Origin of the sequence: Apilactobacillus pseudapinorum (genome assembly GCF_040369555.1) — a bacterium.
Classification (GTDB): Bacteria; Bacillota; Bacilli; order Lactobacillales; family Lactobacillaceae; genus Apilactobacillus.
Genome location: NZ_BAABVU010000011.1, coordinates 41,659 through 56,800 on the forward strand (window position 1 = coordinate 41,659; position 15,142 = coordinate 56,800).

Below are 15,142 nucleotides of genomic sequence, written 5' to 3' on the forward strand. Positions count from 1 at the left end.
GGCCTTTTTTATTTACCCCAATTCCAAGGGTCATCACGCCATTGGCGAAGAGTAGCTAAATCTGATTCAGAGATACTACCTTCACTTTGCGCTTGTTCAATAATGGTTGAATAGTTAGTTAGGGTTGCAAAATCAATGCCAGCTTCGGCAAAGTTTTTACGACAGTCAGGTAATTCGTATGAGAAGATTGCAACCACTCCAATGATGTTGTATCCATCGTCAGTTAAAGCTTTGGCAGCGTTTAGAACACTCTTTCCAGTTGATAATAAATCATCAATTAAAACAATTGATTGACGCTTGTCAATACTACCTTCCATTTGTTTTCCACGACCGTGATCCTTTGGCTTGGAACGGACATAAATCATTGGTAAGTCCATCTTGTCTGCGACGATGGCAGCATGTGGAATTCCGGCAGTGGCGACACCACCAATGACGTCTACTTCTGGGAATTTATTTTGAATTAATTCGGCTAAACCAGCTTCGATATGATTACGCACATCAGTAAAACTAATTGTAATGCGATTATCGGTATAAATGGGAGCTTTCATTCCAGAAGCCCAGGTGAATGGGTCGTTAGGTGCTAAGGTTACCGCGTTAATTTTTAGTAAGTCTGAAGCGATTTGATTTTGATTATTCATTAGTTATTCCCTCCGTTAATCGTGTTGTAAATGTCTTGATATGTTTTGACTGGGTCATCTGATTGGGTGATGGTACGGCCGACGACAATCCCATAAGTGCCTAATTGGCGTGCTTTTTCTGGGGTGACCACTCTTTGTTGATCGTCGTGATTGTTATTAAATAAACGAATGCCGGGATTGATACAGATAAAATCGGCATTTATTTGTTGGTGAATGAATTCATCTTCTAATGCTGAACAAATCACGCCATCCGCACCGTTGTTATGAGCTAAATTCGCTAAGTGGGCAACGGAATCTGTAATTTTACCTTCAATTTGTTCTTCTTGATTTAATTGTTCTTTTGAAGTGGAGGTTAATTGAGTGACTGCCAATAATTTGGGAGCAATATGACCGCTAGTTTTAGCACCGTCGTCTAGACCGGTTCTGGCTGCTTGAATCATTTTACTGCCGCCCAAGGCATGAATCGTGGTGTATTGAACATCTAATTGGCTAATTTGTTTGGCAGCCTGTTGTACTGTATGCGGAATATCGTGTAGCTTTAAGTCTAAAAAGACTTCAATGCCAAGGTCTCTCAATTCGTAAATAATGCTAGGGCCTTCTTTATAAAACAATTCCATGCCAACTTTGACAGCAAGATGGTCAACGTTTGCAAAAGGTTCTAAAAAAGAGATTGCAGTTTGCTTATTTTTGAAATCTAGTGCAATGAATACTGGTTTCATAAGTTTTCCTCCAACAAAAAAATCGTATAGCCAAGAGGACTATACGACAAATTAGGGTTCACTTATTCCGTTCGTCGATTTACTAGCCTCTCTGGACTAATTTAAAATCATATGTTGATTTCAATATACGCTTTTTTTTAAATAAAGCAACCCAAAAAAAATGAGGTTGCATTAAAAAAATATTAAGCGTATCATTTTATAAAATATCTTATTAAAAGATATGTCAAAAAAATAAGGAACGTCAGCGAGCGTTCTTTTTGGAGGAATTGAATATGGAAAACACGCAAGACCACGCTACAACGAATAAGACCCAAAAATGGGTTTTGGCATCGACATCAATTGGACAAATGCTAGAAAGTATGGATATTTCATTCATTTCATTCGCAATGTCTTCAATTATTATCGGTTTACACATTAGTACGGCAGCCGCAGGAATGCTTTCTACGGTGACTACTTTTGGTTCGTTGATAGGTGGTATTTTATTTGGCCTTTTGGCTGATCGTTTCGGTCGTGTAAGAATTTTAACTTACACCATTTTCATTTTCGCCATTTCAACTGCAGGGATTATGTTTGCCCAAAATTTCATTACTTTTGCTATTTTACGTTTTTGTGTCGGCTTAGGTGCCGGGGGTGAATATGGTTCAGGTGTTGCAATGGTAGCCGAATCATTTAAGAAAAAACAATTAGGAAAATCAGTGTCATTAACCACAATTGGTGGTCAAGTTGGTTCAATGCTAGCCGCTATTTTAGCAGCCATCATGATTCCAACATTTGGTTGGAGATCACTATTCTTAATTGGTATTATTCCTATCTTCTTTGCCTTCGTGATTAGAAAGAACCTTACAGAAAGCCAAGATTTCGTCGATACAATGGAAACTGGCAAACGTCCTAAGGTATCTGTAAAGAAGTTATTTGCTACTCCTAAGTTAGCATATCAAACTGTTGCTTTAATCATCATGGTAATTGTGCAAATTGCTGGATACTATGGGTTAATTAATTGGTTACCATCAATTATGCAAAAGAAACTTGGATTAAGTGTTTCTGGTTCATCACTATGGACAATCGTTACGATTGTTGGAATGAGTTTTGGAATGTTAACATTCGGTGCAATTTTAGATAAAATTGGCCCAAGAAAAGCGTTTGGATTATTCCTATTAGTTGCCTCAGTGGCAGTTTATGGGATTACATTTGCTTTCAATGGTTTTACACTATTATTTGCATCAACAGTGTTAGGATTCTTCTCTAACGGGATGTATGGTGGATATGGTGCCGTAATTAGCCGTCTATACCCAACAGAAGTTAGATCTACAGCTAACAACTTCATCATGGGATTCGGACGTGCGATTGGTGGATTCTCACCAGCCATCATCGGTTTGTTGATGGAAAGCCACTCATTGTTAGTAATTATGGCAATGTTATCAGTGCTATATCTAATCAGTTTTATTACTATGATGACAATTCCAGCATTCAAGGAATTATCTAAGTAATAAGCATAATTTAAAAGAAAATAAACGATTCATGTATAATGGATATAAATAAAAAGCCTCCCTTTTGGGGAGGTTTTCTTTTACATATTTAGGAGGCGCGAAAATGTTATTTGGGTTAGGGATATTAGCTGGATTGGTATTGCCAATTCAAACTTCAGTGAATACTAATTTGAAAAATAGAGTCGGTGGATCGCCATTTTTAGCATCAATGCTATCTTTTACGATTGGAACCGTCGCATTACTATTAGCTACCGTTATTAGTGGGCAATCATTATTGTTTAGCACTAGTTTATTTACCCATCAACCAATGTGGATTTGGTTAGGTGGAGTTTTTGGGGTCATTGGATTAACCACCAACGTGTTAATTTTTCCATATTTAGGAGCGGTACAAACAGTGATTATGCCAATTGCGGGCCAAATTATTATGGGGATGATTATTGATAACTTTGGCTTGTTTGATGCCGAATACCATGGATTTACCCTTTTAAGATTGTTAGGGGTTATTTTACTGATTGTGGGAATTTTGATGGTAGTAATGGATCGAAAAAATGGTGATCAAAGTGATAAGGCTAAACAACTACCATGGCAAATTTTAGGAATTGTTGCGGGTATGTTTCAGGCTTCTCAAGCTCCAGTTAATGGTCATTTAGGGGTAGTATTAAATTCTCCAATTCATGCAGCCTTTATCTCGTTTTTAGTGGGAACGATTATTTTATTTATCATCACAGGATGCGTTGACCACAGTTATAAAAAGACATTTGATGCAATCGGTAGTGGGAATCCATGGTGGATTTGGTTAGGTGGAGTGTTAGGAGCGATTTTTGTGTTAACAAATGCCTTCTTAAGTCCACAAATTGGTGCTGGTACTACCGTAGTATTGGTTCTATTAGGTAACTTGTTTGGTAGTATTTTAGTCGATAAGTACGGATTGTTGAATTCACCTAAAAAACCAGTTGGCGCAATGAAATACATTGGATTGATTGTAATGTTAATCGCTGTATCAATTATTAAACTATACTAAAAAAAGAGACCTTGATAGGTCTCTTTTTTATTTACAGATTAAATATCGCGGAAATTAATCTATCAATTAAATAACCCAGGAATAGTCCAGATTCAAATACTATTAGACTAATTTGATATTGCTTGTCTGTGAGTGGATAAAACTTTTTACAAGATTCATAAAAGATAAATAAGGCGAGAATAATTGCTGAAGCGAAAAAGATGGTTTGATAGATATCTAAAACATCTTTTGAAATAAAAAAAGCCTTAATAAAAATATCAATCAGTTCAAAAATTATTCCAGTTGATAGTCCTAAAATAATCATGTTCTTGATTCTTTTTGAATTTTTGTGTTCCACGATATATTTCCCCCTAATGAGATGATATCAATTTTGATTATAGTCCAAATTTAGTAACTTATCAGATTATTTAATAATTGTTTAATTTTCTTAAGAATAATTTATGAAAGTAAGCACATTTTCCCAATAATTTTTGTTAATTTGTCTATATAATTTTAAATTATTACTATTTAAAATTAATAGACATAATTATGAATAATAAAAAAACCTGATTAAAATCAGGTTTTTTTAGATTATCTTTCAGATAAAGTTAATTGCATTCGGTTTAAAATGATCTGTGTAGCAACAATCATTACGATGGTGATCAAAACGCCAATCCCGATGCTGGTAATATTGAAATTACCATATGCAATACTTCTTATAGCGTTTAATTGATATGTAAGTGGATTGATACTAGTAAGCATCTTTAATAATAGTGGTGCATGATGTGGTAATACGTATAGCGTTGGTGCCGCATATGAGACGGGGATGAAAACGAGAGTAATAATCAAGTCTCTTTTTTGGTATGAAGAAATTTTAGTACTTATTAAAATTCCCAGTGATGACCAAAACTCTAAAATGATTAAAGCAAAAACTAATGCGATAAAGTAATAAACAACGTTATAAATCCCACTAGAAAGAATTCCTAATATAAATAGAATAATTGATTGGAAAATAAATCCAAGTGATGGGAAAAGGCTCATACCGCATAGGTATTGCCAAGGTTGCACCCCGTTTAAGAACTTAATGGCTAATAAGCCATATTGCTTATCGACTGTGGCACGATACATGGCTTGTGACATTTGCGTAGTCATAAAGAAAGCCAAAATTCCGATCAATGCGTATTGATTATATGGAATCACGTGTCCTGCGTATTTAACTGAAGAAATATTAGTGCTCAATGCTAAAACTAACAGTCCATACATCATTACTGGTTGCATTAACATTGAAACTAAGACTCCCTTATTTGTTGTAAATGCGCGCCATTCGTTGTTAGCAACGATTAGAATTGATTTTAACCCTAATGAATGATGTCTAAATGTACTAGGATTCATGCTTATCACGCTCCTTTAAGTAAGTTTCTCTTAGACTCGCGTTAGCAGTGAATTCTTTTAATGAACCAAAGAATATTTGTTGATTGTGATCAATAAATAAGACTTTATCTACATATTCATCTAATAGTGTTAAGTCATGTGAAGAGGCAATCACTAAATTACCATTATCTGAACGTTCTTTTAGATATTGGAATAGTTTTTCTGATGACTCAACATCCAAACCAGTAGTCGGTTCATCTAAGATGTAAATATGTGGTTGACGAGCAATTTCACGGGCAATTTGAATTCGTTGTTGTTGACCACCAGATAAATGATCGACGGGTTTGTCTAATAAGTTGTCAATGTCTAACAAATTAGCGGCTTGTTTGGCGAATTCTTTAGATTCGTGAAAACTAAATCCAGCTAATAGCGGCCCTTGTAAAATATTATCGAATGCTGTTGTAAACCAATCGATAATCTGTGTCTGTGGACTGAATCCGGTAATCCTAAATGGATTATCAGCATTAAAGTCCGCCCAATTAATTTCGCCATCAATTATTGGTAAAACCCCAATTAATGATTTCAATAGTGTTGATTTACCGGCACCATTCGGTCCGATTAATGCAATAAAGTCACCCTTTTGAATCGAAAAATTCAAGTCTTTAACCACTACTTGATGATCATAGCCAATATTGGCATTAGTTACTTTAAGTGGCATATTCCACCTCCTAAACTTATGGAATGATTAGATTATACCATAATTATTAAAATTAGATTAGAAATATGTTAATGCTTTTTAAATTTGCTGTTATAGATGCGATAAAAGCAAACAAAAAAAGCCCGGTTTCGGACTTTTATCTAATTTTTCCAGGGTATGTTCCAACTAATAGTGCTGGAATATTAGCGTAAACTGGATTCTTGATTCTATTTTTAAGTTGTTTAATGGATTGATTGGCAATTTCCTTATTATTGCCTTTTAGCTTTTTAGCAATTTTTTGGACTTGCTCTAATTTTTGATTTGCACGTTTAGAATCGGGTTCATTGATAACCTTTAATTCAGCATTGATTAAATTTTTGAGTGCTTTTTTATTAACGTTAATGTTGTAAAAAGTTGTGATTGGATTAACCCATCTTTTCCTCCTAGTTTGCTTACTTTGAATTAAAGCAGTGGCGCCGTTTCTTATACTTTTTACTTCAATTACACGGTATGTATCTTTCTTTCCAGGAATTTTATAAGCGTATCCGGCACTGGCGAGATGGTTTGTCCAACTACGATTGTATTTAGGCTTGATATTATTGGCTTGAACCGTGACTACACTTAAAACGACGCTCATTGTTAGAAAAATAATAATAATGATGGATTTGTAAAACTTATACATACCTAATCCTCCTGAAAATTCAATATTTCAATTATAAAGAAAATGACTTTATAATTCAGTTTAATTCCGCGGATTTAATAAATTCTTAAAAAACAGCAATAAAAAAGACTGAAATATTTTCAGCCTTTATAAAATACCTTTTCCTATGAATCCACCTAGAACAATTGAAACATCGAATAGCAAAAAACTGGTTAAATACCGATAATTATACTTATAAGGATATTTCCTAACTACTTTTAAGTAAAGATATAGCAATATAACACTAACAATTGATAATGATAAGATTGACGCAATAAAATAAACTTTAGGACCTATTAAACTTTTGTTTGCCAATGAAAATAAAAAAGTTAACACCAACTCAGCAATAAAACCGATAGAAATTCCAATAATTGTGAGAATCACTGAACGGATTATGTTGGGATGCTTCATTTTTTGCGCCTCCTTACATTTTAACTAATTTGTAACGAATAAATTGTATTTAATTATAATTGAAAAATTATAATAATACATTAGCATTTTACTAAAAAAAGATTAAGATTTTCTTAACAAGACAATAAAAAATACGACTATAATTAATCGTATTTTTAGTTGTTGAAATATTTAGCTAAAGATTTTGCAATATCTTTAGCAACTGATTGTTGGTATGAACTGGATTTAATATATTTCAAATCATGACTACTGTCCATAAATCCCATTTCGCATAAAATGGCCGGGCGGTTATTGTCACGAAGAACATAATAATTACCGATGGAAACGCCACGACTGCTAACGGGGAGGTTATTTAAGCCATCGTTAATTGTATCGGCGACCTTGTCAGCGTCTGAGTAATACTTATATACCCCGTATCCGCTGGCCTGTCCCATACCGTTATCTGAATTGAAATGAAAACTAATAAAGAGGTCAGCATGTGCAGATTGCGCAATTTGCGTTCGTTTTTTAAGCGTAACATAGTGGTCAGAGGTTCTAGTTATGATGACGTTCACGTGTTTTTGTTTTAATTGTGCAGCCACCTTTTTAGCGGTTAATAAAGTATATGTTTTTTCCATATCCTTTTGATCCATGGATAAAGTACCAGAGTCGCCGCCACCATGACCAGGATCAATGACGATTGTCTTTTGCGCCAATTGATTTGCTCCTTTGGAATTATAACCATTAACTGATACTAACCATCCAGGAATCCAACCATGTTCATTATTATATTTTATGTACCACCAGTTGTGATTTTGTTTAATCACTTTTACTCTCTTTCCATGGGGGATTGCGGTTATAATATGTGATTCATCATTGGGGTTATTTCTCATAAATAAGTTTTTGGCTTCTACTTTGGGCCACGCAAGAAAGCGCGTAAATTCAATTGTTAGCATTAAGATTAAGATAAACACCACAATGATTCGATAAATTAATTTTTTTCTAGGTGTCTTTTTCAATCTTTCTATAATATTATTGATCAAATTTTCCACCTCGATTATGTAATGTATGTTAAAATCAATTATATAACAAATTTTAATATATATCTGATGTTTGATTGTTTCATTAATGAGACTACAATGTATAGATAAATAACCTAAAGATTGCGAGGATTAATTATGAATAACGAATCCAATGCACTACTTTCAATTAGCCACCTAGACGTTAACTTGAAAGATCGTTCATTAATTCATGATTTATCATTCGATATTTTACCATCCACACTGACATGTATCACAGGTGAAAATGGTGTTGGTAAGACGACTTTGATAAAGACTATTTTAAAACAATTTAATAAAAATGAACACGTAAAAGCACAAATTAAGCGAAGTGAAATGCAATATATTCCACAATTAAGACAAATTGATGATGATTATCCATTGACTGTCTTTGATTTTATCGGTTTGGGACTACAAAAATCATGGCTACCATGGTTAACTAAAAGAGAAAAACAACAAGTGCAACGCGTCATCGAAATGACTAATTTAAGTGATTTAGCCAATACGCCATTAGGCAGTTGCTCTGGTGGTGAACAACAACGTGTCTACTTAGCACAAGCACTGGTATCACAACCCAAGTTATTTATCCTAGACGAAAGTACCGCTAGTTTGGATAAGGAAGCAAAGTTTGTTCTACTAGATGCTGTTAAAAATGTCATCAAACAAACTGATGCAGCTGCGATTTTTATTACTCACGATCCAGTTTTAGTAAAAGAATATGGTGATTACGATTTAAATATCGCTAATCAAACTGGTCATATTAATCGCGTGAAGGAGGTCTAGAGAATGTTAGAAATGTTTAGTTATCCATTCATGCAATATGCATTTATCGCTAGTTTTTTCATCTCAATCTTATGTGGATTAATGGGTGTCTTCGTTGTCGCCAGAAAGACCGCCTTTTTCACCCACACCCTATCTGAAATTAGTTTTTCTGGGGCGTCTTTTGGGGTCTTCTTAGGCACTAATCCGATAATCGGAATGTTATTATTCACGATTTTAAGTTCTTTAATGATTGGAACGGTGGGTTCTAGAGTTAGTCGCCGTGAATCATCAATTAGTGTGTTCTCGGTTTTCTTTATTGGATTGGGAATTTTATTCCTATCTTTAGCGAATACACAATCCAGTTATGCTACCAATATTTTATTTGGTAGCATTGTTGGAATTAGTTTAGGCAACGTTCAAACCCTTGTAGGATTAAGTGTTTCAATTATTATTATCACGACTTTAATTTACCGAAAATTAAAATATAATTCATTTGATAACGTTGGGGCTTCGTTTAACTCACGTTCCAATACGTTCGTCTCAGTTATCTTTTTGATCTTATTAGCATGTACCGTTAGTGTGACAGCACAGATAGTGGGGTCACTTTTGATATTTGCGTTATTAACAATTCCAGCCTCATCAGCACGCTACTTTACGCATAGTATTAAATCAATGACGATTTTAACGTTTGTCTTTTCTTTAATTGGAACTTGGTTTGGTTTATACTTAAGTTATCAAACAAATCTACCCGTCAGTTTCTTTATTGCAACAATCGAAACGATAATTTATATTGTTGCGGTAGTTTATGATAAAGTAACAAGAATTTAACAAAAACTTTATGAATTTAATGTTTAATTTTTGTTATACTAAGCTCAAATAGTTTTATTTAAGGAGATGTCCGATAATTATGAAAGCATGGAAGAAAATTTTACCAGCAATCGCAGTATTAGGTTTAGTACTAACTGCATGTGGACAAAAAAATAGTGACCAAGCTAGCTCAAGTTCATCCAGTGAACAAAGTAGTAAGGTTAATTCATCAAGCTCAGATAAAATTTCAAATAAATTGGGCGATGAAAAATTACCTCAAAACAATGGTATTGATGAAAATAAGTCAGTTGACACAAAAGTAGACGGTGATAAAGATAACTTCACTATTAGTTACATTTCAAATGGTAAGACATATGCAACATATACTAAGCATACTTACGGTTCAGATAGTGCTGCAATGCAACAAGTTGGCTATGAATCATCAAATAATGTAACTGGTTTACCAAAGGTTGATTTAGGTAGCAATATTACAGGTTACTCAGATAGAGGAGCTGGCCAAGAATATATCCAAGCTAACTTCGGTAACTGGTCATTATTAACTCATGGTAGTAACTTCGGTAAGACTGAAGGTTTAGCAACTAAGCAAGGAAAAGATGTAGTTGCATTTATTCAAAATTACCAACTTCCAATTCCTAACAAGTACGGAAGTATCAGTGTTAACATTGATAACACTGCAACGATTACTTGGCAAAACGGTAATGACGTATACTCAGTAAAAGCAAATACTGTAGATATCGCATTGAAGATGGCAACATCACTTAAATAGTGAGAAAAACCAGGTTATGAGAGCCTGGTTTTGTTTTACATAAATGAGAGAGTTTAGAAAAGAGATAGAGTAATGAGTAGTGGAAATAAAATCAAAAACATCTTATTTTCTGCGGCATTAGGAACCACAATTGCGTTAAGTGCTAACGCAGTGAAGGCCAATGCTGATGATACCCAGACTTTTAAACCGTATACACCGGTCGCATATGATATTTCTGAGTATCAAGGTCGATTAACTGATCAACAAGTGATTAATCTGAAAAGTGAAGTTAAATTTGTGATTTTACGAATTCAAGATGGTCAATATCACGACCCACAAGTCGATAATAATATTCGATTGATGGAAAAGTATAACTTGCCATATGGTGTTTATAGTTTTAGTCGTTATACTAATGTTCAACAAGCGCAACAAGAAGCACAAAGACTATATAGTTTAGCACCTAGAGCGAAATTTTATGTTAATGATTTTGAAACTAAATACACTAATGCGTCTGACCAGTCAGCGGTCAGTTGGGCAGTTCAAATGAAGGGACTAACTAAACGTCCTGTTATTTTGTATGGTTCTCAATCAATGTTAGATCGTTTTAATGCGAATACCTTGAAATCATATAGTGCGGTGTGGTTGGCTAGCTACAATAAGTATATGCCAAACCCAAGTTACAACTATGATCTATGGCAATATACTGATAAGTATCAAAGTAACGCATTAGGGAAAAAACTGGATGCTGACACAATCCCAGTTGGTGCTAAAAAGATTACTTTTTGGACTGGGACAACTAGTCGTGTAAAGAAGACGGCAAAAAAAGCGGTTAAGCATACCGCTGTGGTACACACTCTAAAGAAGAAAACGACTAGTGCTAAACCAGCTACTTATCAAGTTAAGAAGACAACCAAACGAGTAGTTACCAAGACCACCGCAGTCAAACATAAGCCAAAGGTTAGTTACAGTAATTTAAATTATAAGCCTAAGCAAGTTGCCAAGACTCGTCAAAATGCGCTTAAGGTTACTAAGAAAGCGCCTGCGAAAAAAGTGGTAGCGGCTAAGCACGTCGCCACTAAGTATGTTGCAAAGCATGCGAAAGTGGCGAGACACGCTAAGGTAGCTAAACATGCTAAAACCACTACCGCAGTCCAAAGAACCACGACGAAATTTAATCGAGTTACCAAGCCCAAGACTAAAAAAGTAACTAAAGCTAAGTCAGTTGTTACCGGTAAAAAGATAGTTCAACATAAACAAAAGACATATACTGTTAAACCAACAGCTAAAATCAAGAAAACTAAGTTGAACGGTTATAAGAAAGTTTCAAAGACCACTACTAAACATCACTCAAAAGAAGTTAAGCCAAATGTTAATAACAAATAAAAGCTCACCACATTGGATGGTTGGGCTTTTTTTATTGCAATTTTAGAACTTATCTTATACAATAATGACCAATGGTCAGTTTAGAATAATAGGAGTTTACTATGAACATTAAAACCGCAGATCAAAAGCAACGAAAACAAGCATTAATTGCTAATACAGCATTAAAAATGTTTGCTGAAACTAATTTTTATGATATCTCGATCAATTCAATTGCCACCCGCAGTGGTGTCGCAAAAGGAACTGTATTTAATTATTTTAAAACCAAAGAAAATATTTTTATGCATCTTTTGTTGGTCGGATATCAAGAATTTTTCACGAAAACAATTAACCAATTTAATGAAAATAAAATCAGTGATTTGAATGGTTTAAAGACTTTCTTATTACGTAACACCGAAGACTTGATCGATAATCATTTAACACTCATCAAGTTAAACGCATTACGTGGTCCAATTCTAGAAGGTAAGGCGTCAATGGAAGAAACCATTCAAGGTCGCAAAGATTTATACCAAATTCACGAGAGATTAGCGACTGATATTCACGATTTATTTGCTGAAATCAGTGTCACAATGGCAAATAAAATCTTTATAGTCCAAAGTAGCATCGTTAGCGGTCTGATTAATTTGTCAGAATTAGATTCATTTAATCAACAACCAATTAATAATGACTTATCTGATTTCACTGTCAGTATTAAGGATGATGCTTTAACGACATTTGATTGTTATTTGACAGGTCTCTTTTTAAAACTAAAGGAGTCTTAAAATGAAACAAAATTTAATTCGTAATTTTTCCATCGTTGCCCATATCGATCATGGGAAATCAACATTAGCAGATCAAATTATGAAAATGACAGATACTTATGATTTTCGAAATCATCAAGAACAAGTATTGGATGACATGAAGGTCGAACAAGACCATGGGGTTACCGTCCGTTCTAAAACGGTGCGAAATATTTATCATGCCAAAGATGGCAATCAATATGAATTAAATTTGATTGATACCCCGGGACATGTCGATTTTCATTATGAAGTCGAAAAAAGCTTATCAGCCAGCGATGGTGTTATTTTATTGGTAGATGCAACCAAGGGAGTTCAAGCACAAACGGTTGCTAACTATCGGATTGCTAAAGACAATAATTTAGTGATTATTCCAGTGATCAATAAAGTCGATAATCAAAATGCCCAAGTTGATATGTGTGAACAACAATTATATGAATTGGATGAATTGTTTTTAGAAAAAAACATCATTCACATTTCAGCTAAGACAGGCTATCATGTCGATGAAGTTTTAGAATCTATTGTTAATGATATTCCGAGTCCCATAGGGGATGTGAACCAACCACTAAAGGCGTTGGTATTTGATTCTCATTATGATGCATATCAAGGAGTAGTCGCATACGTTAGAATCATTGATGGTCAGGTTAACACCAATGACAAGCTCTTATTTATGAATCAAAACGTTAAGTTTGAAGGTAATGAAATCGGGATTTTTAACCCGCAATTAGTACCGCAAGACCAGTTAAATCCAGGAGATATTGGTTATATTATTACTGGAATTAAAGATCCAAGCGAAGTGAGAGTTGGTGATACTATCACCACGGTTGCTAATAAAACCAGTTCTGCAGTGGCAGGATATCAACCAGCGAGCGCAGTTGTCTTTGCGGGAATTTATCCTAAGGATGCTGATTTTAAGGACTTAAGCAGTGCGATGGCTAAACTAAAGCTAAATGATTCATCAATTGAAATGGTCGAACACGTTTCTGAATCATTAGGGATGGGCTATCGTTGTGGCTTTTTAGGGATGTTTCATTTACAAATCGTCCGTGAAAGATTAGTTAATGATTTTGGTATGGAAGTAATCGTGACGGCACCAAACGTTAACTATCGCTATACATCAACTAAGGATGCGGAGTTTAAGACGATTAATAATCCTAGTGATTTACCGGATTTTTCTGATTTAAAGGTGGTTGAAGAACCAATCAACCAAATGATTATCGAAACGCCTAGTGACTCCGTAAACGATATTATGGCACTTGTAACCAAACATCGTGGTGTTTTATTAAATATGGATAATCATAATCAAATGGTGAGATTAACTTATCATGTACCATTGGCTGAAATCGCATTTAACTTTTTTAACCAATTAAAGTCCATTTCACATGGGTTTGCGACCTATGATAGTAGCTTTGATTCCTATCAACCATCTGATATTGTTAAGATTACGATTGATGTCAATTACGCTCCAGTAGAGGAATTAACGTTCTTAGCTCATCGTCAAAATGCATTTGATTTAGCACAAGAAATCGTGCATCAGCTAAAATACGTGATTCCGCGTCGCCTTTATCCAATGCCTGTGCAAGGATATATTGAAGGAAGAGTTGTTGCGAGAGTCGATGTTCCACCGTTGAGAAAGAATGCTGCGGTTAGTGGGGATGCGAAAAGTGTTTCTAAGAAGCAAGCACTATTACGTCGCCAAAGTTTGAATAAACGAAAGAGTGCTGCAGATGCAGTCCAATTACCACAATCAGTTTTTGATGCGATATTAAATATAGAATAAAAAAGACCCAAGCGAATGCTTGGGTCTTTTTGATCGATTAAGTTAGATTATTTAATAATTTGGCAGAATTCGATCTTTTCGTGATTAGGACCTTGAATATTGAAGAAACGAATACCGTTATCCCAGAATGATGGAATTGATTGGATTTCGTCATCTAAGACATCGAAGCCTTGTTCTTTAGCAGCTTCGAAAGCCTTGTCAACATCAGTACAGTTCATAGAAATGTGGTTGATTGAACCATTTTCCATAGCAACTGGATCGCCTTCCCATGTTTCAACAGTTAAATTACCGTATCTCATGAAGGCACAACGGTTATCACCGTTGTGGAATAAACCAGCTTGTTCAAAGCCAAGTGATTTGTAGAATTCAATAGTTTTGTCTAAGTCTTTTGATGGAATACCAACGTGTTGTAAACCATCGAAGTAGTCGTTTAAAGCCATAATAAAGCCTCCAAAAAATGATTAGTCAGAAACCTTAACCACACATTTACCAGTTAGGTTTGAAGTACCGTCTAGAACACTTTCAACATCTTCTAGTGAGATGACGTTGTCGATGATCTTTTCAACGTTAACCTTACCACTTTGTAGTAAAGCAATTGCGTCTTCAAATGAGTTAGGGTTAATGAAGGCACCTTGGATAGTTAATTGTTTCTTGAATACTTCGTAAGTGTTCATGCTGAATTTTTGATCAGGAGCACCTACACCGAACATTAATACTTGAGCACCTTTAACAGTTGCTTCGATAGCTTGTTCTTGAGTAGCTGGTTGACCTACGGCTTCGATAACGATGTCGTATTCAGCAGGAATTTCTT

At 34.8% G+C, this 15,142-nt stretch carries 18 protein-coding genes; 8 read left to right on the forward strand and 10 right to left on the reverse strand.

Translation table 11 applies throughout. The features are described from left to right. Positions 1-8 precede the first annotated feature (8 nt). Positions 9-638 (reverse strand): orotate phosphoribosyltransferase, encoded by a 630-nt coding sequence (gene pyrE / locus ABWU86_RS01285; RefSeq protein WP_353321020.1) that lies wholly within the window; start codon positions 636-638, stop codon positions 9-11. Further along, on the reverse strand, positions 638-1,357 hold the full coding sequence (gene pyrF / locus ABWU86_RS01290) for an orotidine-5'-phosphate decarboxylase (protein WP_353321022.1): 720 nt from the start codon (positions 1,355-1,357) through the stop codon (positions 638-640). Before pyrF ends, pyrE begins: the two co-directional genes overlap by 1 nt. A 272-nt stretch (positions 1,358-1,629) precedes the next feature. On the opposite strand from pyrF, the gene ABWU86_RS01295 reads away from it, so the two are divergent. Next, on the forward strand, positions 1,630-2,844 hold the full coding sequence (locus tag ABWU86_RS01295; protein WP_353321024.1) for an MFS transporter: 1,215 nt from the start codon (positions 1,630-1,632) through the stop codon (positions 2,842-2,844). 103 nt (positions 2,845-2,947) lie between these two features. Next, positions 2,948-3,865 (forward strand): DMT family transporter, encoded by a 918-nt coding sequence (locus ABWU86_RS01300; protein ID WP_293793454.1) that lies wholly within the window; start codon positions 2,948-2,950, stop codon positions 3,863-3,865. Positions 3,866-3,896: 31 nt separating this feature from the next. Here ABWU86_RS01300 and ABWU86_RS01305 read toward each other — a convergent pair whose 3' ends face one another. From ABWU86_RS01305 to ABWU86_RS01330, 6 genes are all read right to left on the reverse strand, one after another. Beyond that, positions 3,897-4,202, reverse strand: coding sequence for a hypothetical protein (locus tag ABWU86_RS01305; RefSeq protein WP_293793457.1), 306 nt, complete (start codon positions 4,200-4,202; stop codon positions 3,897-3,899). A gap of 233 nt (positions 4,203-4,435) precedes the next feature. Continuing rightward, positions 4,436-5,236 carry an ABC transporter permease gene (locus ABWU86_RS01310; protein ID WP_293793459.1) on the reverse strand — a complete coding sequence of 267 codons (801 nt, stop codon included), beginning with the start codon at positions 5,234-5,236 and terminating at the stop codon, positions 4,436-4,438. Further along, positions 5,226-5,933, reverse strand: a complete 708-nt coding sequence (locus ABWU86_RS01315) for a metal ABC transporter ATP-binding protein (RefSeq protein ID WP_293793461.1) — start codon at positions 5,931-5,933, stop codon at positions 5,226-5,228. Before ABWU86_RS01315 ends, ABWU86_RS01310 begins: the two co-directional genes overlap by 11 nt. 136 nt (positions 5,934-6,069) lie before the next feature. Beyond that, positions 6,070-6,594, reverse strand: a complete 525-nt coding sequence (locus ABWU86_RS01320) for a hypothetical protein (protein WP_293793462.1) — start codon at positions 6,592-6,594, stop codon at positions 6,070-6,072. A gap of 126 nt (positions 6,595-6,720) precedes the next feature. Continuing rightward, entirely contained in the window at positions 6,721-7,023 is a 303-nt protein-coding gene (locus ABWU86_RS01325; RefSeq protein WP_293793464.1) for a hypothetical protein, read from the reverse strand. 155 nt (positions 7,024-7,178) lie between these two features. Continuing rightward, positions 7,179-8,045, reverse strand: coding sequence for an N-acetylmuramoyl-L-alanine amidase (locus tag ABWU86_RS01330; protein WP_353321029.1), 867 nt, complete (start codon positions 8,043-8,045; stop codon positions 7,179-7,181). 135 nt (positions 8,046-8,180) lie between these two features. Between ABWU86_RS01330 and ABWU86_RS01335 the strand changes: the two genes are divergently transcribed. From ABWU86_RS01335 to lepA, 6 genes are all read left to right on the forward strand, one after another. Further along, positions 8,181-8,843 carry a metal ABC transporter ATP-binding protein gene (locus ABWU86_RS01335; RefSeq protein ID WP_293793466.1) on the forward strand — a complete coding sequence of 221 codons (663 nt, stop codon included), beginning with the start codon at positions 8,181-8,183 and terminating at the stop codon, positions 8,841-8,843. 12 nt (positions 8,844-8,855) lie between these two features. After that, positions 8,856-9,650 carry a metal ABC transporter permease gene (locus tag ABWU86_RS01340; protein WP_293793481.1) on the forward strand — a complete coding sequence of 265 codons (795 nt, stop codon included), beginning with the start codon at positions 8,856-8,858 and terminating at the stop codon, positions 9,648-9,650. 79 nt (positions 9,651-9,729) lie between these two features. Next, positions 9,730-10,416, forward strand: coding sequence for a hypothetical protein (locus ABWU86_RS01345; protein WP_293793467.1), 687 nt, complete (start codon positions 9,730-9,732; stop codon positions 10,414-10,416). 72 nt (positions 10,417-10,488) lie between these two features. After that, a complete protein-coding gene (locus tag ABWU86_RS01350) occupies positions 10,489-11,778 on the forward strand; it encodes a GH25 family lysozyme (RefSeq protein ID WP_293793468.1) in 1,290 nt (429 codons plus the stop codon). Positions 11,779-11,879: 101 nt separating this feature from the next. Beyond that, the gene (locus ABWU86_RS01355; RefSeq protein ID WP_293793470.1) at positions 11,880-12,536 is read left to right on the forward strand and encodes a TetR/AcrR family transcriptional regulator; all 657 of its coding nucleotides are present in this window, start codon (positions 11,880-11,882) and stop codon (positions 12,534-12,536) included. Position 12,537: 1 nt separating this feature from the next. Then, on the forward strand, positions 12,538-14,331 hold the full coding sequence (gene lepA / locus ABWU86_RS01360; RefSeq protein ID WP_353321033.1) for a translation elongation factor 4: 1,794 nt from the start codon (positions 12,538-12,540) through the stop codon (positions 14,329-14,331). Between the two features lie 47 nt (positions 14,332-14,378). Here lepA and ABWU86_RS01365 read toward each other — a convergent pair whose 3' ends face one another. Together ABWU86_RS01365 and ABWU86_RS01370 are read right to left on the reverse strand one after the other, a co-directional pair. Continuing rightward, positions 14,379-14,771, reverse strand: coding sequence for a VOC family protein (locus ABWU86_RS01365; RefSeq protein ID WP_053950609.1), 393 nt, complete (start codon positions 14,769-14,771; stop codon positions 14,379-14,381). Between the two features lie 21 nt (positions 14,772-14,792). Beyond that, positions 14,793-15,142 (reverse strand): zinc-binding dehydrogenase (locus ABWU86_RS01370; protein WP_353317734.1); only part of this gene is annotated, 350 nt, incomplete at its 5' end.

What these genes read in the sequence shown, in the direction of transcription:
- pyrE (WP_353321020.1), bottom strand. Translation starts at nt 638, where the DNA reads ATGAATAATCAAAATCAAATCGCTTCAGACTTACTAAAAATTAACGCG.
- pyrF (WP_353321022.1), bottom strand. Translation starts at nt 1,357, where the DNA reads ATGAAACCAGTATTCATTGCACTAGATTTCAAAAATAAGCAAACTGCA.
- ABWU86_RS01295 (WP_353321024.1), top strand. Translation starts at nt 1,630, where the DNA reads ATGGAAAACACGCAAGACCACGCTACAACGAATAAGACCCAAAAATGG.
- ABWU86_RS01300 (WP_293793454.1), top strand. Translation starts at nt 2,948, where the DNA reads ATGTTATTTGGGTTAGGGATATTAGCTGGATTGGTATTGCCAATTCAA.
- ABWU86_RS01310 (WP_293793459.1), bottom strand. Translation starts at nt 5,236, where the DNA reads ATGAATCCTAGTACATTTAGACATCATTCATTAGGGTTAAAATCAATT.
- ABWU86_RS01315 (WP_293793461.1), bottom strand. Translation starts at nt 5,933, where the DNA reads ATGCCACTTAAAGTAACTAATGCCAATATTGGCTATGATCATCAAGTA.
- ABWU86_RS01320 (WP_293793462.1), bottom strand. Translation starts at nt 6,594, where the DNA reads ATGTATAAGTTTTACAAATCCATCATTATTATTATTTTTCTAACAATG.
- ABWU86_RS01325 (WP_293793464.1), bottom strand. Translation starts at nt 7,023, where the DNA reads ATGAAGCATCCCAACATAATCCGTTCAGTGATTCTCACAATTATTGGA.
- ABWU86_RS01335 (WP_293793466.1), top strand. Translation starts at nt 8,181, where the DNA reads ATGAATAACGAATCCAATGCACTACTTTCAATTAGCCACCTAGACGTT.
- ABWU86_RS01340 (WP_293793481.1), top strand. Translation starts at nt 8,856, where the DNA reads ATGTTTAGTTATCCATTCATGCAATATGCATTTATCGCTAGTTTTTTC.
- ABWU86_RS01345 (WP_293793467.1), top strand. Translation starts at nt 9,730, where the DNA reads ATGAAAGCATGGAAGAAAATTTTACCAGCAATCGCAGTATTAGGTTTA.
- ABWU86_RS01350 (WP_293793468.1), top strand. Translation starts at nt 10,489, where the DNA reads ATGAGTAGTGGAAATAAAATCAAAAACATCTTATTTTCTGCGGCATTA.
- ABWU86_RS01355 (WP_293793470.1), top strand. Translation starts at nt 11,880, where the DNA reads ATGAACATTAAAACCGCAGATCAAAAGCAACGAAAACAAGCATTAATT.
- lepA (WP_353321033.1), top strand. Translation starts at nt 12,538, where the DNA reads ATGAAACAAAATTTAATTCGTAATTTTTCCATCGTTGCCCATATCGAT.
- ABWU86_RS01365 (WP_053950609.1), bottom strand. Translation starts at nt 14,771, where the DNA reads ATGGCTTTAAACGACTACTTCGATGGTTTACAACACGTTGGTATTCCA.